Raw genomic sequence first — 17,496 nt, 5'->3', positions numbered from 1 at the left:
TTCCACTCCATAGGACAGTCAACAAAATGGAAATCTTCTTAAATATAAAAAAGGATTTGTAGCTTGAATAGCCTACGAATCCTTTTCTTGTTTGTTATCGTTCATCATTTTCTTATCATTAGTGTCATTGCTACCAGAACTGATGGATTCATTGGATTTTGGATCATTAGTACAACCAACAACAATAAATAAATTCCCGAATACAATCTGAATATCATTTCAGAGAAACGTTATATCAGTGATTTAGTCATTATATAATCGAATTGTTCCTCATCACCCATATAAAACGAGTGAACTCCAGTTTGGACAAACCCCATTTTTTTATAAAAGTCAATTGCGCTCGCGTTTTTTTCCCATACTCCTAGCCAGATCATCTGTTTGCCTTGTCTTAAAGTTATTTCCATCGCTTTGTTAAACAGATATTTTCCAAGCCCTTTTCTTTTGAATTTATATCGTATATAAATTCTCTCAATTTCCAGTGACTCATTACCCACTTTTTCGGATTGAGCATCATTCATATTTACCTTCAAATATCCAGCAATTTCTTCATTTAAAAAGATGAAAAAGAACTCCGAAGAGATATTGGACATTTCCTCTTCCAATTGTTTGGAATTAAATGCTATTTCCAAATAGGCTTTCATATTTTCTGGTGAGTTCTGATCTTTAAACGTATCGTTGAATGTTTCAATACTTATCTCTTGGAGTATTTGTAGATCTTCACGTCTACACTTTTTTATTATTATAGTCATTTATAAATATGTCTCCTTAACTTGACATTAATAGTTTCTTTTGTTCCCCTTTTTTACAATTTCCCAGTCGAACTCTATATTTTTTCTAACTCTTTGAAGAAGGTGAAACAAAGAATCTGCTTCGCTTTCGGTAAATCCTGCTAGAGCGACATTATTCGAATGATCATTTTCTTTTTTTATAAAAGGAAAGACGCTTCTCCCTTTTTCTGTTGGAAAAAGCTTATTTATTTTTTTGTTATGCTCATCATCTTTCTTTTCAATAAAGCCATTCATTTCGAGCTTTTGTATTGCACGAGCTGCGGTTGTTCGGTCTACTTTAATCATTTCAGCTAACTTTTCTTGAATAATTCCTGGGTTTTCACAAATTCTGACAAGGTACAAGTACTGCCCTTTTGTAAGTTTATAATTTTTAAATTCTATATTGCTTATAGAATCTAATGCCCTCGCTATCATTCCGATTTCACGTAGAATTTCCTTCATATGTTTCAACTCCATCAAGTCCTTTTTACTACACAATACTCATAATAAATATTATAATAACTTTTGTTGCATTTGCAACAAAAAAATATGTAGGGGAATTTTTTAATCCATTAATTCCAAACTTCCCGTTAGTTTAATGGCTGTCGAGGTCGGTTAACATTAGACTATCCTCTAATCGGTTATGAAAAAAAAGTTATTGTCCATTTTGTCAATGAATACATGTTCTTGTCGCCTGATCTGTAGAAGTATTAGTGCCTTGCTTAGTTATTAATGATGTTAATAATTTTTTGTTGAGCATCTTTGGCTTCTGGGATTGGCAAAATAACAAACACATGATTCATTTTGGGATAAACAAATGTATTTATTTCAATTCCTTGTTTTGTTAGTTTTTCATCAAGTTTCATAGCATCTGGATATAAACCTTCGTGTGTTCCAATAAAGTGAGTGATGTTCCCAAGTCCTTCAAAGTCCCCGTATATAGGGCTGATTATTGGGTCATCTAAGTTTTTATCATTCGCCCACATTCTTGTGATTACTTCCATTCCCCCCACAGACAACATTGGGTCGTTTTTTTCATATTCAGGAATAAGAGGATTATCAAGCACCATATCAACACAAGCAGATAATAAAATGATGTCCTTGGGTTGAGGTATATCATTCATCTTTAAAAGATGTGCCAGACCAAGTGATATATTTCCACCTGCTGAATCTCCCATGATGGTCAATTGTTTGGGACTTTTAACAGTTCCAAGGATATCTTTATATAAGTTTAAGAGTTTTGGGTAGGAATGCTTATAATTAAAATGAGGTACTTTAGGATAAATAGGGGCAATAATTTTTGCATTAAGAGATTGAGCCATTATATCCATGAACTTCCAGTGAAAAATTAAAGGTTGGTTAACCCAAGCACCTCCATGTATATAAAGAATTACTTTTTGTGTCAAAGATTTTTGGTCATTTAATGTAAATACCTTTATGTCCTCAATCACTTCCTCCTTAATATCGCTGGAAAAATTAACATCTCCTAAAATATATGGCTTATAATTCTCAATTCCTACTTGTTTTACAAACTGTGTAGTGTTTTCAATACTGGAAAAACCCTTTTTTGTATTTCGCAAACCTAAATATTTTTCAAAAAGATAACTTTTAATTGAACGTCTTTTTTTATAAATTTGTACACTCATCTTTTATATCTCCTTTCATGATGCACATTTTTTTAATTTATACTGCACGAAATGAATTTATATATTCATTTATTACTTCATCAATAGTTTGTGCCTAATGCATACGTTACTATATTTACAGTATAAGGGTTGAAGTATACTTCAAAGTCAAGGTATATCTTCAACGCCTCCACTACGTAATATAGTAGTAAATTCGGCACATAACACAAAGCTCTTAAATATTACTTCGATCCCGAGGTCATTTATCTATGTAAAATTAAGAAATACCTTTACAAGATAACTTGCAACCATCGGCTTAGAGTAGTAGTCACTTTGGTATCAATCCTCATTCGGTAAGGTTCTGGATTGGAACTATCCGCGTTCATGGTTTGAATGTACAAAAGAGCTGCGAAATTCCGCAGCTCTGAAGAAGTTGTTAAAATCAAATTGTCAGTTGATAATCAATAAGATTACCACCTATTTACACTCTAGTTAGCAAGTTAAAATCGTAATACTTTAATATTCTCCTTTAATTACAAAAAACGTGCCCCGAATTGTTCCAGCTAATTTAGACTTTTGCCTTGCAAACTTAAACTTCCCTTCTAACTCTTTAGGTACCTCCATCCCCTCAGAAAGCTTAAAACCAACGGCCCGCTTCTTAGGGTCATCAACCGTATACATGACATTGAGTCCAAGACCATCTTCATAAAAGACGTAAGAAAATTGAATATTTTCCACTTGAAAACGCGATGTTTCTAAAGGTTTGGCCACAAACTCAATATCACGTTCTTCTTTCAAAATTCGGTTCACATAATCAAGGGTCTCCTGGCTTTCGTTAGCTGGTACAACCGTAAATTCATGCTTATATTTGTTCATAAAGTAACGGGCTTCATTAGCTCGTAAACCAGCAAGCGCTTCTACTACTGGTGAAGACTCTAAACCAACCGTAGACACATTTTTAAAATCAACGATATAGGACATATTCATCCCTCCTTAAAGTTTTGTGAGCGTTACTTCCTAGTGCGTGCTTCGAGCAAAACTTACATCGGAAGCATTTACATTATTTCCTAACAACAGGAATCCACATTTCTCCAAATACTAAGTCGTTTCGCTGCCCCATCAGGGCTGTTGTATTCGGCCCGCCAACATAGGCAAAATTCGTTGCTTCTGGTAAGACTTGTCCAAAGGCAATGCCGGCAAGCTGATTACCGAGCTCATCAGCTGTCTTCGCTTCTCCTTTAACAACGAGGTATTCCCCCTTAGGGAATTGAATAATTCTCGATGCTTCTGGTAAGGATGCCTCTGTCATGACGCCAGCATAATACATCATCTTGTTATTCACCGCTTCGTTCACGGCAAAAATGTAATCATTTGTGGCGATTGCTTTTAAAGTGTCAAGCCTTCCATCTTGTTCGACAGCCGACCAAAATTCTGCCTTTTCCTTGTTGAGGCCGGCAAAGTCTGAGTAATGGCTCTTAAGCTCAGTTCCAATACCTAAAACGATAAAGCTGTCTTTTTCCTCGAGTGTATAATCTGCCATATTCAAAACCTACCTTTTTTTAAAATTAATCAAATGATTTGTCTTTTCACTTGATAGGCTTATAATAGCCTTAAATCATGTCAAATAATGATACTGTTTAGGGGGCTTCTATGAAAAAAGTTGAACGGATTAATATCATCATGCGGTATATCAACAATCGTGCCCACTTTACAATTACTGAAATCATGCAAGAATTTAATATCTCTCGTTCGACAGCTATAAGAGATATCAGAGAAATTGAAGCTATGGGGATGCCACTTGTCGCTGAAGTTGGAAGGGATGGGGGTTATTTTGTCATGAACAACTCTGTCCTGCCCACTGTTCGTTTTACTGATAATGAGATTAAGGCTCTGTTTATTGCCTTTATGGCCACAAGAAATCTACAACTCCCTTATCTAAAGAGCCGTCAGTCTTTAGCTGAAAAATTACTAGGCCTCATCTCAGAAAACCAGCAAGATGACCTTGTTCTTTTAAATCAAATTTTGCTTTTTGAAGGGACCAACCCCCATAATCCCGATCTGCTTGACCTGTCAGACCTCCCCCATCCTATGTTAGAAAAACTCATCCAATTCCTTCTTTTGGATAGCTATTTATCGGTTTCCATCAAAGAAGAGAGGGAATTAAAGTCTTATCCCATTTATCTCTTGCACCTTTATCGCGAAAAAAGTCTATGGCTAATTGAAGGCTTTGACTTAAAGGAAGAAAAGAGACGGATTTTTCCTGTCGATGATCTCACCGATGTGGAACCATACCCTACGAAAAAAAGAGTAAGTAAGAAAAAGATTTTAGAACAACTAAGCAAACAGGAAGAAGCAATCAACCTTGTCCTTGAACTTGGTTCAATGGCGATTGCCCAGTTCAAAAAATACCATCCTATAAATATTTCGATTTCCTATACGAATCCTTACCAAACCACAGCCATTCTAAAGACTTTTATCAATGTTAATAATTCAGAAGAATTAATCGAAATAACGAATTGGCTTCTTTTCTTAGGTGCAGATATCAAAGTCAGAGAAGTACCAGAAGAAATCTTAGAAGGGTTACAAGGAAGATTAAGCTTCTTCTACCCATAAGCGTGCTTCAGGTGGAAATATCTTCAATCGCTTGGACAGCTAGTTTCAACGATTTAATTCTTCTTTCTAAAAGCGTTCTTTGGGGACTACCAGCCTTTGACTTAGCATAACTGTTTTCAATTGATGGAAGTAAACCAGTAATAACATTACGAGCTTCTGCTATATCTTCAGGGGTGTATTGATGGGGTCTTTGATTCCAAGCGCTTTCTAACATGGCTAAGCCGATGTATGCAGCTTTGAGCCGTTTCTTTACTAGAGTAGTATTTGCACCTTTTTGAGTCATCTGGGACAAGGCATTCTCGAGTTTATTAATTGTCGACTGTAAAGATTTTATTGCTTCCAATTTATCTTCATTTGATACGTTTTCCATGTTAATAATGTCCTTTCTTCGTTCTTTTATTCACTGATAACGTTCCTTATTCGATACTGGACTTCAGTCGAGGGCCGCTCCCCCCCGTGGTCTGTTCCGAATCAAGGAAATATTCGTTATAATATAGCCAATGTCTTTTGGAGGAGCGATTCATTTTGAATTATGAACATTAAGTACAGAGGGAAGTTTCCAACTGGGAACAACAAATGTTCAAAACGCCGGGATGGCTGGAAAAAACATCGAAAACCATTAGCAATCGAATAAATCATTTGATTCCGCCGAAGGTGCTCAGCATCATTACGACCACCATACGATCGATCGTGCGCACGGCACTGTTCGGTGCAGAATATACGCCTAGCCGTAAGGTGCAGCGTACTCTGGAACTGGAATCTGCCGACCAAGAAGCGAAAGAGTTGTTTGCCTTGTATCAAAAAATCGCGGTTGCCGAAGGCGCTGGAACGGGAGCTGGAGGAATTATATTTAGTATGGTAGACTTTCCAGCTTTAATTGCCATCAAAATGAAATTTTTGTTCGAGCTGGCGCATGTTTACGGTTATGACACCAAACACTTCTCCGAGCGGGTATTTATTCTCAAGGTGTTTCAAATGACGTTTTCGGGGCCGGAAAGCCGTGCCAAATTGCTCTATTCCATCAAGCATTGGCATATTGAAAAGGAACAGTGGAACTCCGATGCTGAGTACTCTCGGAATATGGACTGGGAGACATTTCAAATCGAGTATCGTGATTCTATGGACTTCCGGAAAATGCTGCAGATGGTACCTGGAATCGGCGCTATCGCCGGCGCATGGGCGAATTATTCCATTCTTGAGGAGCTGCGCGAATTCGCTATGAATGCTTACCGCCTTCGCAGATTGCACGATGACTTTGAGGTTCTGGTTTAATCCTCTCTCTGCCGCTATATACATCTTTTGAATTCCTTCACACCAATGATGAAAAATTCATCTCATCAGCAAAACATACATGGTCTTGTTAATTTCGGTAAAGTATATAAGTTCCTGTCATTGAGCTATGACAAGAGCTTATATACTTCAAAAAAGCCGCATAGAAAATGCGACTTTCAAAGTCTACTTGTCAATTTTGCACCAATATAGCGCTTTTCTTTCTAGCTCTTTAACAAACGAATCTTTACCGTCCATATAAGCTTCAACATCCCTTGGGAACTGTTTAGCGAGGCTTTCCTTTAAATCTCCATAACGATGTGCTTCATCGGCATATGTTCGGAGGTAATCTCTTACCGCCAAATGGCGAGTAATATCTTCCTTGTTATCCCCTTGAAACACATGCACTTGATTAGTGCGATTATCCCCGCCCTTCCGGAAATATCTTCTTCCTTTCATGCCGAGCTCGCCCATACATTCGTAACCAAGTTGTTCCATTCGTTCGTTAAACGAATCTATTTTTTCAATATCTTTTACTACTGGCATGATATCAATGATTGGTTTGGATTTTAACCCTGGAACTGAAGTGCTACCTATATGATGAATGTCGATTAACTCATCCCCAAAAATATCCTTTATTTTTTGAGATTCCTCGCTAAACTTCTGTTTCCAATCATCGTTGTATTCTGTAACCACAACATTCATCTAATTAACCTCCTTAGGGAAATATTAAAAACCGGTGAACATTTGTTTTTGATCCGGATTGCTTTTGCAAATGATACCCCATGGCGAGCCCAGCCTGACCAGCCCGATGACTACTGTATCCAATAACTTCAGTTCGAATCCCTACATCGTTTGTTTTTCAATAATACTTGATTCCTTGATTCCCTGATTTCCGTCATATTTCTATCTCGTTAATGTATTAATGCCGTCCATTATGATAAAGGCTCTTTTGTCGTATTCAGCCATTACAATATTTCGATATACCCTTCTGTTCCATGCACGCGAATTCGTTGCCCATCTTTTATCAGTTTGGTAGCATTCTCCACCCCAACAACTGCTGGCAAGCCATATTCGCGTGCGATAACTGCCCCATGTGTCATCAGCCCACCAACTTCGGTAACTAGGCCTTTTATAGAAACAAACAATGTTGTCCAGCTAGGGTCAGTAAATGGGGTAACTAATATATCTCCATCTTCTAGATCAGCATCTTCCATGTTTAAGATGACACGTGCTCGCCCCTCTATAACGCCAGAAGAAACAGGTAAGCCTACAATAGCATCGGATGGGAGATTTTCTCGTTTGTACTCACCTGCAATGATTTCACCATCAGATGTGATAACACGTGGAGGAGTTAGTCTTTCATATAATTTGTACTCGGCTTTTCGTTTGCTAATGATCTGATATTCCAGTTTGTTTGTGCACACGACTTCGCGAAGTTCTTCAAAAGTGAGAAAATAGATATCTTCTTTTTTATGAATAACACCTGCTTGTATGAGTTGTTCGGCTTCTTTTAGTAAAGCTTGTTTATAAACGAAGTAGCGATTAATCATGCCGTACTTGGGATATTCACGATACCCGATGAAATTCCGAATTAGGTCGATCTTTTGTTTTGTTTCTGTGGCTTTTTGCTCACCATCTGGTAATTGCTTCAATCGATCTAATAACTCTTGTTCTTTATTCAAAGCTTCTTGTCGCCCTTGCTCAAATTTCCGGTGGCTAGCATTAGGCTCAAAGTTTTTGATGTTACTGAGAATCATGGGGATAAGTGTAGTTGGTTGTTCACTCCAACGAGTTCTGGTAATATCGATTTCTCCGCTACATCGCATTCCGTATTTGACCAGATAAGCATAGATAGCGTCCCCAGTTTCCTGCCCACCATTGAGCTTAACCAGTTCATCCAAAAAGTTATCATCTTGTGCATGTTGTAAATAATCAATGACTTCAGGATAAGGACGAATCACATCTGCGACATCCATTAGCGCCAGACCCATTTCCGAAGTAATGTTGTTTAGTACAGATTGAGAAAGCTTATCTGCTACGTTTTTTTCACCTAACCACTTGTTCATATTTTCATTGATCCATGATGAAGCATCCATAGCAGCCATAATCACACCGAGACTTTGTGGGTCAAATAGAATTTTCTTTAATTGCTGGAGATCTTCTAGTATAAAATCAAATAAATCTGATCCTGATTTCGTTTGGATGTTTTGTTTCAACTCTTCTATCGATGTTTGACTACGCTCAATCAAATCATGAACGATTGTAGGGTCGTATTTAATTTGTGCTTGAGATCCCGCAGGAGATACGCCTTCATTGCTTTTACTAGGACTCGGCGCATTTGTAACATCTGGTGATGATTTTATAAAATTTTCCCGCCGTACGATCGTCATAAGTGCGTCTTTTATGAGTGGATCGGATTTCCCCAAGGCATCTATAATCATTTCTCTGCTGCTAGGTGAAGCCAGATGTGGTGTGACATCAACAAACAACCTTCCACCAGCTTTACGCATGGGTGCAGGAGTTGTTAACAGGTAAAAAGACAATCCCTGTGGTTTCATGGGATCCGTCATCATTTGTTGGTGACCGACAGACACATAGACATGATTTTCTTGATCATTCGCTTCAGGGATCGGGAATAAAGTAGTGATTGGCCGACTCTGAACAATATAAAATGTATTATGGGCTAAGCACCATTCGATATCCTGCGGGCAACCAAAGTAAGCTTCGATCTGTCTTCCGATGCGTTCTAGTTGTATAATTTGTTGTTCAGTAAGTGTTTGAGTCTTTTGCTGATCAGGATCGATCTGCTGTGTCTCTGTCCCGCCCTCTTTCCGTCCAAAGATAGCCAACTTTTTGGTTGCAATCATCTTATCGACGATTTTCTCTTCCTGTACTTTATAACAATCGGCAGATACCAAGCCAGAGACGAGTGCTTCTCCAAGTCCAAAGCTGGCATTGATGGATAGCAACTTTCGGTTAGAAGTGATCGGATCAGCGGTAAATAGAATCCCTGATGCCTGTGGGAAAACCATCCTCTGAACGATAACGGATAAGAGTACCTGACTGTGGTCAAATCCATTTTGAATTCGGTAGATTACCGCGCGATCCGTAAATAAGGAAGCCCAACATTTGCTGATATGCTGCAAGATGGCACCTGTGCCGATGATATTTAAATAGGTCTCTTGTTGACCAGCAAAAGAGGCATGTGGTAAATCTTCAGCAGTCGCACTAGAGCGTACTGCATAAGCATGTTCATCACCAAACTGGGAGAGATAGTGAGTAATTGCCGTCACAACATCGGTAGGAATTTCTACATCCATAATGATTTGCCTGATCTTCCTGCTGATTTCACTAATTTGATCTCTATCTTCAACTTTTAACATGGTTAGTTGATCCAGCAAAGCATAATACGTTTCGTTGTGTTCGATGGCTTTTTGATATCCCACTGTTGTAACACAAAATCCTTCGGGTACTTTTATTCCTTCAATTTTTGATAATTTCCCTAAATTTAACCCTTTTCCACCTACGAGCAATTGCTGCGTATCTTCCATTTCCTGAAAACCGAGAATCAAAGAATTCATTCAATCTCTCCTAAACATTAAATTGAGAATGGTGATGCAGAATAACATTAGACAATCATCTAATCGGCAAAGTATATATGTTCTTGTCCTTTTCAACTGTGTGTTTAAGAATATATTCTGATTACCATTCAGACTCCTCTTCTCTTAATCAGAGTACAATAAAGGCTAATCATTAACAAATAAAGATCAGCCTTTATCAATGGGACCAAGGTAACGATTAGTGGTTATAATTTGGCAATCGCCGTTCCCCCCCATATGCCATCTTCATAAATTATGATGATTAAAATTACTGGATATTGGGAGGAGATGTGAAGATGAAAAAAGGAAAGCACCCCCGCAAGGACGTACACTATTCACAAACAACCGATCGTTTTCAGCATCGGATGTCTGGCAACACTTCCATTAATGATGGACATAGACATCGCTTTCGCAACTTAACCGATCGCTTTATTCCTGGTATTGGTACACATCGCCATACGTTTAATGGGATTACTCAAGTAGCTGACGGACATCGACATCGCTATTCAGGTACAACTGGACCAGCAATCAATGGTCAAGGACCTCGTCACTTTCATCGTTTCCGTCAATTGACTCGATTCGTGGAAGGTCATAGACATCTTATTTCTGGCAGAACGAGTGTGCCGATTCGAGTAAGCGGTTCTACACATCATCGTCATGATATTATTATTGAAAGCATTACACGCCTGTAATACAGATAAAGGTTCTACCTATGGACTATTGCCACGGGTAGAACCTTTATCCTCCCTAACTAACTTGTTACGGTTCTACTAGCCTGGTGCCTCAGTTCTTATTCCCAATACATATCTACTTTTGGGTGCGTGAGCAAAGGACAAAAACTTAAGTGTGGTTGTCATTATCCAAAAGTCTCATGAATTGTTCGAGCCCCCCGTTCTATTGCTGCAGCGGTTCTGCAGATGACCGATATACCCTTCTCCACCCGCTTCATATTGCTATATCAAAGAGACTCTTTTGAACTGGATCGAAGCTAAAAGATTAATAATGGAATGGTATTGGATAGATTTCTGCGGAAATATCACATATATCTATGCGATATGGCTGAAAAAGCGAATGCTCAATCCGAATATAGTCACATGTATCCATATTTTTAGTGTCACTGCTTTTTTTGTCCAGTCCGGGGTTGTATCAAATTAAATATTAATTTTTTTTCTCACAGGTGATCAGTATTCCTTGATACCATGCATCGTGAACACTCTGCTCGACTCAACGGCTCCGCCTCTATGCTGTTCACACTCCTCGTTCAAGTGAAAAGTTATCCTTTATATAGATGGCTGGCTTATGCCGAATGAGCGAGCGGCACTTCTTTCTCCTCTTCAAGCATCGAACGGGACAGGCGTTTTTCGATTATGTTCAGCATGCACGCATAACAGGCCAGTTGCCATCTCTTCCTGGAATCAAGCGACAAAATCACAACGATAAATACATTGCAGCCGCTAGCGACACATCCCCCTTCGTTAATGACTTTGTAGAATGCATCGTTTATCACATTCAACATTTAACGGTATTTTAACATGCCAACAAGTTTATAGAATAATTGATAGCTGGTATCCATGATATAAGGGTGTCAGTATACTTAAAACAGAATTTAGAAATTATTAAAAGGCAGTCAAACATAATTAGTTTGACTGCCTTTTGGGAAACCCTTTGCTTTTTGAATTACTTCATTTTACAACTAATCCTAGATAACTTCTTTGCGTCTGTGTAGATGAATAAATAGTATAATTCCCGTAATTGAACTCAAAGCTGCGCATAAACCTATAACTCCATACCCAACCTGTAGCCCACGAAGTAGTCCTAGCTGAGAATTATCTCCGAATATACCCTTCGTGATTTCGATAACTCCCCCGATCAGATAGTTACCAATTACACTGCCAATCCCCATCAGAGTTACTGTAATAGTTATTGCAGTATCACTCCCTTTGGGGTATCTTCTAGCAATAAAAGCCATGACGGTTGGATAAATCATGGCTATACCTACACCGGCTGCAGCGAATAAGAAGGCTAGGTCTTCTCCCCCCAGAATTGCTGCAAAAGTACAAACTGCTGATATCCCTGAGAAAACAACCAATGAAAGGGTAAAACCAAATTTGTCTGTTAACGGTCCAAGTAATATCCGCGCTAGCGCAAAACATAAGAAAAAAGCTGATAACATGCCTGAGGCAGAAACTGTATCCCACCCATATGCTTTTTCTAGAAAGTTAACAAGCCAACCACCTACAGCTAACTCCGAAACAACGCCAAATGATAGCACTAGTACCATTAGCCACAAAACTGGATCTCTAAGCAATGTTTTAATAGGCAAGCGATCTTCATGTTTAATATCATCCCCTGGAAAAGTACTGAATAGGACTAATATAATTGGGATTAATGATAATAAAAGCACGATGAGATACATTCCTCGCCAGTCAAGGGTATATCCATTGATCGTCAGCTTCATCAAACCTGTTGCAATAAGTGGTGCTGCCGTCGAACTGAGGCCATAAAATCCATGGGATAGGTTCATCATTGTCCCCGTGTTCTTAACGAAGATACGGGCACCTAAAATGGCTAACCCAATTTCCAGCATTCCGTTTCCAATATACATTAAGAAATAAGATGCAGAAAACATAGCATAATATTGGGAGAAGAAAATTAATATTCCCGAAAGCGCCATCGATGCAAAAGCTATAATGGTTACTCGCTTAATCCCCCATATTTTTGCTAAGTATGCGGTAAAGGAACACGCAATTAGATATCCTAGCGCATTTAAGGACAATAAAGTACCTAATTGTGATTCATTGAGCATAAACTCGAACTGAATACGTGGAATTGCAGGTCCTTTAATATTTTCAGATAAACCGAATATGACAAAACCAAGAAATACGGTAGCCAGTTGCATGGCATATACTTTATTGAATTTCCCTGAACGTTTCTCCACTCTGCTTGTCTCCTTAACTGTTATTTCTCTATAAGTAGCAAATATAACTTCACATAAGTTAAGCGTCAATTAAAACATATGAAAATAAATATAAATATTTGAAAATATGTAACTAGGAACTGTTCCCTTGTTTGCGCAAGTTATGAAGCCTTCCCACCATAAAGGCATACAAATAACGCGCTGGCGAGAGAATGGATGTTTTCTCGACCAACGCGTTATTTAGTAATTAATGAATATTATGCTTTCTGAAATTACCGCCCTTAACTTCTGCTACATCGTATACAACAACAAAGGCATTCGGGTCAATTTCATTAATAATATCTTTTATTTTGCTTTCTTCGAGACGGTTAATTACACAAGTGATTTCTTTGAATTGTTCATTTGAGTAGCCGCCGTAAGCATCTGTGTAGGTTGCTCCACGACCTAATCGGTCACGAATGGTTTCTACCATGATTTCGGGTTGATTTGTGATGATTTTAAAAGTTTTAGATCCGCTCAAACCTTCTTCAACAATATGAATTACTTTAGAAGCAATAAAATAAGCAAGTGCTGATAGAATAGCTCCTTGTAGACCAAATACTGTTGAAACAACAATAAAGACAAACATGTTAAGGAATAAGATTAAATCACTTGTGCCAAAAGGTAATTTACGTGAAAGTAGTACAGCTAACATATCGATCCCATCTATTGCTCCACCATTACGCAACGCTAACCCCATACCAAAACCGATGATAATCCCGCCAACAACGGTAACTAACAATGTATCACCTTGAATAATCGTGGGTACATGGTGCATTAGACTAGTGCCAATGGCTAATGAGGCAATACCGATAACTGAATACACAGCAAAGCTTTTACCAATTTGCTTATATCCTAACCAAACAAAAGGGATGTTTATTATGGCAATTAGCATCCCTAATGGTAATCCAAACAGTTTCGAGCTAACGATACTTAGTCCAGTCACACCACCGTCTGAAACGTTGTTGGGTATTAATACTGCTTCTAGACCATATGCAGCTATAAGAGCCCCAATAATAATAAAAGATACTTTTGATAAAATCTTCAGTTTATTAGATTTTTGATGTCTCTTGTGATTCATTAAATTTCCCCGTTTCAAATAATTTTTTCTTATCACTAAGTGAAAAACCTCAGGATTTTTAATTAGAATGATTGAATTTACACTAATATCCGACAAGAAGTGATAGAAAATAGTGTATAACAATTATTACTGTAATGGCAAATGGAATCAGTTCATCCAATTGAATTATCGTAATCAAAAAAGACCCTTCCAATTATTTGAAAGGGCAATCTGTAAGGTTGAGCACCTAATAGACAGAATTCTGCGAAGGATATCCACATAGACTTTCCTCATATTTTAACTAAGGGCAACTTTTTTTATCCCTCCTCACTTTATTAGTACAAGGGAAAAACGTTTCTCTAGACACACTCGATTACCACTTGATATACTGTTCAAATCGAAAAATGAAAAGTGGTTGTGGAGGATTGCAGGGATGGAACAACAAAGATACGATAATTTAAAATTAGGGGAACGCGGAGCTATTATTAGCATACTGGCATATATCTGTTTATCCGCCATCAAGCTATTTATTGGATTCACTGCTAATTCTGAAGCTCTAAAAGCTGACGGATTGAATAATACAACGGATATTATTGCATCCATCGCTGTCTTGATTGGGTTGAGAATGTCTCAGAAATCAGCGGATCATGATCATCCTTATGGGCATTGGAGAGCTGAAACAATAGCTTCCTTAATAGCATCCTTTATTATGATAGCAGTAGGGATACAGGTGCTTATTGGAGCTATTTCTTCAGTGTTTGAAGGTAGACAAGATTCACCTGATTTAATCTCAGCGTGGATAGGAGTTTTTTGCGCGATTATCATGTTCTTCGTATATCGGTACAACAAAAACCTAGCAAATAAAATTAAGAGTCAGGCTGTCATGGCTGCAGCAAAAGATAACCTCTCTGATGCTATAGTAAGTATTGGTACAGTCGTTGGGATAGTCGGAGCCCAATTTAATCTACCTTGGCTTGATCCCCTTACAGCGATAGCTGTAGGTTTAATAATTTGTAAGACGGCTTGGGATATCTTCCGTGATGCTACACATAATTTATCCGATGGATTTGATGTAGAGACATTAGCTGCATACGAGAAAACCGTTCTTTCCATTAGTGATGTGGAAGGAGTTAAGGATGTTAAAGCTAGAAATTATGGTAGTAATCCAGTTGTAGATATTGTCATCTTGGTTAAATCTGATCTTGATATTCAGGAAGCTCATGATATTTCAACCAGAGTTGAGGATGAACTTAAGCGAGTGTATGATGTGTATGATGTCCAAGTGCATATCGAGCCTCACGCTATTTAGTAGTTTGAAGAGGAAACTCCCAATTTAAAATAATATTAACCGAAATAAAAAGTGCCTGTTCTTCAATGACAGGCACTTATTTTGTATTATTCGTTTCCTCTTCTGGATCACTCTATATCTATTCAACCTTCGGGAGCTCCCCTCCCGATCTTAATCCGGAGTTTCCCGTCTTAGTTCATTTGCCTTCATCGTCGGCTGAGGTACCGTAGAAGCCCGGAACAGGAATATCAAGTAGCCGCAGATAAACCCCGAGTTGCGCTCGGTGGTGGATCATGTGGCTTATTCCGAAGGTGCGAAGCGCGTTCGCCCGCGGTTGGCGCAGAATAATATGTTCACCGTTCCGCAAGGTCCATTCCTCGTCAAGTGTTTTCTCGTCACATTCGGCCACCAGCTTTTCAAGCTTGACGACGTTCGCGTCGAATTCTTCCAGCACCTCTTCCCGACTTTCCAAAGCTTCACGCCGAAGCGGTACGGTCGAAGTATCGAATTCCGTGTAAAGTAAGATCGCTACTTGCCAGTTCAGCAGGTTGATCAGGTGCGTGGCCAATCCTCCCAAAGTCATCGATTTCACATGCGGCCTCCACGTCATATGCTCATCGGGCAAGCACATCAGGATGCGGCGCGTAGTGGCCAACTCATGTATAGCGTCTCCGATGATCAGTTGTTTCACCATATATTCCCTCTCCTCCCTTTTATGGCTAGCATACTATAAACCCTGTTGAGTGAAAAGGCTTGTCTAGGTCGGTCGCCATCGAATGATGGATCACTTAAACAACTGTAACGCTTTCAGATCACGCCTTGCAAAACACTGTTCATTCCAGGAAATAGACGGCCAAAAGCATTAAAATAGATCAGGATTAAAGATAAGATAATAGCTATGGGTAGAATGACCAATAGTTTCTTTTTATTTCTCGTAATTGTAAGTAACAAAACAACTATCATGATCAGATATACTCCCATAAGCCATGGTATTAAATAGTAATGAGTGTGAACGGGTAAGTAAGCGTTCCGTAATTCAAACCCTTCTGACAGCAATACTGTGATTGGAAGAGCCAAAACAATATTAGTAAACAATCCGCTTCCACGCGCGTACCACATAATATAAGCACAAAGAGGAGATACCGCCCCGCATATGCCCCAAAAAATAATTTCTCTTTGCGGGAAAAAATGTAGCACAAGCGTTGTGTACACATAATAAACGGTAAGCATCGACCCAAAAAAGGCAAATATTTTTACAGCCGCTAATTTGGGCGAATAACTAAAAACCGATAAAAGTGTAGCAACAAATACCCATATACCAAGACGATCACCTATTCCAGTGAATATTGGGTTGAAATAAGAAGGATTATCCACAATCTTTGCTGCTAATCCCAAAATAACTCCGATAATAATTGCATTTACGATTGAAAAGACTTTTTGTTTTGTAGTTGATTTGATCGCAATTCTAGTCTGAATCAACTTATGTCATCCCCCTCCTTATAACAATTTGTATACTTTCCTTTTAACAATAAACTTCGACAAGCCGCTCCGGATTCTTCATAAATATCTGAATTCACATTCAACTCTATGTTTCTATATTCATTATAATTTGGACTTTCATTCTTAATCTTAAGGACTTCTGGGGATCTCCATTCTAAAGAAAAATCGTTTTTATGATTGCTTGAATAAACCGTTTTTTTCATACCGGACTGGGTTTCTTCAACCTCGATAATATACATAACGCCACCTGCTGCGCCGCCATATGGGATGTAATATGCACTTGCTTTATACTCACCATCTGGTGATTCTAAGGGACCACTAAATAATGTTGCATTATTATTAAGGTTTTGAAAACTATAAAAGAATCTATTATATCCAATTAACAATAAAATACTGAATGCTAAGAGTACCAAAAAAATATATCTTTTTTTCATGAGTCCTCCCGTCGATAAATCTTAGATTTCATTACGTGAACTAAATTTGAATCTATGTATTTACAGCAATATTAAACTCAACTACTAAATTATAACGATTAAAACAGTCCTTAAGTTACTGTGGGAAGTAGCACTTGGATAGCAATTTTGGGGTGTATTTGAATTTTAGTTGTTTTCTCAATCGCTGCAATGCGGGTTTAACGGCGTAGGATGAAACGAGGTTTCGGGTGTCCGTGAAAATCAAACGTATCCGCAGCATAATATTTAGGCTAAACAAAAGGGCTACCATTCGGTCAATGTCATTAAGATAAGCTCAAAACGAAACCGAGAATAAAAATGAAATCCGAAACGGCATGGGTAAAAGAACTGTGCCGTTTTTTTT

At 38.4% G+C, this 17,496-nt stretch carries 16 protein-coding genes and 1 pseudogene; 4 read left to right on the top strand and 13 right to left on the bottom strand.

What is annotated here, in order from left to right; genetic code table 11:
- Positions 1-230: 230 nt before the first annotated feature.
- The 5 genes from paiA to EJP82_RS06290 form a co-directional block, all read right to left on the bottom strand.
- Positions 231-749 (bottom strand): spermidine/spermine N(1)-acetyltransferase, encoded by a 519-nt coding sequence (paiA, locus tag EJP82_RS06310; protein ID WP_127191201.1) that lies wholly within the window; start codon positions 747-749, stop codon positions 231-233.
- A 27-nt stretch (positions 750-776) separates the two neighbouring features.
- Positions 777-1,229, bottom strand: a complete 453-nt coding sequence (locus EJP82_RS06305; protein WP_127191200.1) for a MarR family winged helix-turn-helix transcriptional regulator — start codon at positions 1,227-1,229, stop codon at positions 777-779.
- A gap of 260 nt (positions 1,230-1,489) precedes the next feature.
- Positions 1,490-2,413, bottom strand: a complete 924-nt coding sequence (locus tag EJP82_RS06300; RefSeq protein WP_127191199.1) for an alpha/beta hydrolase fold domain-containing protein — start codon at positions 2,411-2,413, stop codon at positions 1,490-1,492.
- A 495-nt stretch (positions 2,414-2,908) separates the two neighbouring features.
- A complete protein-coding gene (locus EJP82_RS06295) occupies positions 2,909-3,373 on the bottom strand; it encodes a phage tail protein (RefSeq protein ID WP_127191198.1) in 465 nt (154 codons plus the stop codon).
- A 79-nt stretch (positions 3,374-3,452) separates the two neighbouring features.
- Positions 3,453-3,932, bottom strand: coding sequence for a GyrI-like domain-containing protein (locus tag EJP82_RS06290; protein ID WP_127191197.1), 480 nt, complete (start codon positions 3,930-3,932; stop codon positions 3,453-3,455).
- A 110-nt stretch (positions 3,933-4,042) separates the two neighbouring features.
- Here EJP82_RS06290 and EJP82_RS06285 point away from each other — a divergent pair, with 110 nt between their 5' ends.
- The gene (locus EJP82_RS06285; protein ID WP_127191196.1) at positions 4,043-5,005 is read left to right on the top strand and encodes a helix-turn-helix transcriptional regulator; all 963 of its coding nucleotides are present in this window, start codon (positions 4,043-4,045) and stop codon (positions 5,003-5,005) included.
- Positions 5,006-5,012: 7 nt separating this feature from the next.
- Here EJP82_RS06285 and EJP82_RS06280 read toward each other — a convergent pair whose 3' ends face one another.
- Positions 5,013-5,375 carry a hypothetical protein gene (locus tag EJP82_RS06280; protein ID WP_127191195.1) on the bottom strand — a complete coding sequence of 121 codons (363 nt, stop codon included), beginning with the start codon at positions 5,373-5,375 and terminating at the stop codon, positions 5,013-5,015.
- 155 nt (positions 5,376-5,530) lie between these two features.
- Here EJP82_RS06280 and EJP82_RS06275 point away from each other — a divergent pair.
- Positions 5,531-6,277, top strand: a pseudogene (locus EJP82_RS06275) (EcsC family protein).
- 183 nt (positions 6,278-6,460) lie between these two features.
- On the opposite strand, the gene EJP82_RS06270 reads toward EJP82_RS06275, so the two are convergent.
- Both EJP82_RS06270 and ppsA read right to left on the bottom strand, forming a co-directional pair.
- Positions 6,461-6,979: a GrpB family protein gene (locus EJP82_RS06270; protein ID WP_127191194.1), complete on the bottom strand. Its 519-nt coding sequence runs from the start codon at positions 6,977-6,979 to the stop codon at positions 6,461-6,463.
- A 263-nt stretch (positions 6,980-7,242) separates the two neighbouring features.
- Positions 7,243-9,858 (bottom strand): phosphoenolpyruvate synthase, encoded by a 2,616-nt coding sequence (gene ppsA, locus EJP82_RS06265; protein ID WP_127191193.1) that lies wholly within the window; start codon positions 9,856-9,858, stop codon positions 7,243-7,245.
- A 314-nt stretch (positions 9,859-10,172) separates the two neighbouring features.
- Between ppsA and EJP82_RS06260 the strand changes: the two genes are divergently transcribed.
- Positions 10,173-10,568: a YmaF family protein gene (locus tag EJP82_RS06260; protein WP_127191192.1), complete on the top strand. Its 396-nt coding sequence runs from the start codon at positions 10,173-10,175 to the stop codon at positions 10,566-10,568.
- A 1,007-nt stretch (positions 10,569-11,575) separates the two neighbouring features.
- Here EJP82_RS06260 and EJP82_RS06255 read toward each other — a convergent pair.
- Complete coding sequence (locus EJP82_RS06255) at positions 11,576-12,814, bottom strand: MFS transporter (RefSeq protein ID WP_246053996.1); 1,239 nt, start codon at positions 12,812-12,814, stop codon at positions 11,576-11,578.
- A gap of 226 nt (positions 12,815-13,040) precedes the next feature.
- Complete coding sequence (locus EJP82_RS06250; protein WP_127191191.1) at positions 13,041-13,913, bottom strand: YitT family protein; 873 nt, start codon at positions 13,911-13,913, stop codon at positions 13,041-13,043.
- Positions 13,914-14,325: 412 nt separating this feature from the next.
- On the opposite strand from EJP82_RS06250, the gene EJP82_RS06245 reads away from it, so the two are divergent.
- A complete protein-coding gene (locus EJP82_RS06245; RefSeq protein ID WP_127191190.1) occupies positions 14,326-15,201 on the top strand; it encodes a cation diffusion facilitator family transporter in 876 nt (291 codons plus the stop codon).
- A 175-nt stretch (positions 15,202-15,376) separates the two neighbouring features.
- Here the strand turns inward: EJP82_RS06245 and EJP82_RS06240 are convergent, their stop codons facing one another.
- From EJP82_RS06240 to EJP82_RS06230, 3 genes are all read right to left on the bottom strand, one after another.
- Positions 15,377-15,874 carry a DinB family protein gene (locus EJP82_RS06240; RefSeq protein ID WP_127191189.1) on the bottom strand — a complete coding sequence of 166 codons (498 nt, stop codon included), beginning with the start codon at positions 15,872-15,874 and terminating at the stop codon, positions 15,377-15,379.
- Between the two features lie 113 nt (positions 15,875-15,987).
- Positions 15,988-16,659, bottom strand: a complete 672-nt coding sequence (locus EJP82_RS06235; RefSeq protein WP_127191188.1) for a hypothetical protein — start codon at positions 16,657-16,659, stop codon at positions 15,988-15,990.
- The gene (locus EJP82_RS06230) at positions 16,656-17,114 is read right to left on the bottom strand and encodes a DUF5412 family protein (protein WP_127191187.1); all 459 of its coding nucleotides are present in this window, start codon (positions 17,112-17,114) and stop codon (positions 16,656-16,658) included. Before EJP82_RS06230 ends, EJP82_RS06235 begins: the two co-directional genes overlap by 4 nt.
- Positions 17,115-17,496 lie beyond the last annotated feature (382 nt).

The organism is Paenibacillus anaericanus (genome assembly GCF_003994475.1).
Taxonomy (GTDB): Bacteria; Bacillota; Bacilli; order Paenibacillales; family Paenibacillaceae; genus Fontibacillus; species Fontibacillus anaericanus.
This window is presented reverse-complemented; position numbering and strand designations above follow the sequence as displayed.

Coding starts and splice junctions, on each gene's coding strand:
- EJP82_RS06270 (WP_127191194.1), bottom strand. CDS start 6,979: ATGAATGTTGTGGTTACAGAATACAACGATGATTGGAAACAGAAGTTT.
- EJP82_RS06240 (WP_127191189.1), bottom strand. CDS start 15,874: ATGGTGAAACAACTGATCATCGGAGACGCTATACATGAGTTGGCCACT.
- EJP82_RS06285 (WP_127191196.1), top strand. CDS start 4,043: ATGAAAAAAGTTGAACGGATTAATATCATCATGCGGTATATCAACAAT.
- EJP82_RS06300 (WP_127191199.1), bottom strand. CDS start 2,413: ATGAGTGTACAAATTTATAAAAAAAGACGTTCAATTAAAAGTTATCTT.
- paiA (WP_127191201.1), bottom strand. CDS start 749: ATGACTATAATAATAAAAAAGTGTAGACGTGAAGATCTACAAATACTC.
- EJP82_RS06290 (WP_127191197.1), bottom strand. CDS start 3,932: ATGGCAGATTATACACTCGAGGAAAAAGACAGCTTTATCGTTTTAGGT.
- EJP82_RS06305 (WP_127191200.1), bottom strand. CDS start 1,229: ATGAAGGAAATTCTACGTGAAATCGGAATGATAGCGAGGGCATTAGAT.
- EJP82_RS06295 (WP_127191198.1), bottom strand. CDS start 3,373: ATGTCCTATATCGTTGATTTTAAAAATGTGTCTACGGTTGGTTTAGAG.
- EJP82_RS06260 (WP_127191192.1), top strand. CDS start 10,173: ATGAAAAAAGGAAAGCACCCCCGCAAGGACGTACACTATTCACAAACA.
- ppsA (WP_127191193.1), bottom strand. CDS start 9,858: ATGAATTCTTTGATTCTCGGTTTTCAGGAAATGGAAGATACGCAGCAA.
- EJP82_RS06250 (WP_127191191.1), bottom strand. CDS start 13,913: ATGAATCACAAGAGACATCAAAAATCTAATAAACTGAAGATTTTATCA.
- EJP82_RS06280 (WP_127191195.1), bottom strand. CDS start 5,375: ATGGAAAACGTATCAAATGAAGATAAATTGGAAGCAATAAAATCTTTA.
- EJP82_RS06245 (WP_127191190.1), top strand. CDS start 14,326: ATGGAACAACAAAGATACGATAATTTAAAATTAGGGGAACGCGGAGCT.
- EJP82_RS06230 (WP_127191187.1), bottom strand. CDS start 17,114: ATGAAAAAAAGATATATTTTTTTGGTACTCTTAGCATTCAGTATTTTA.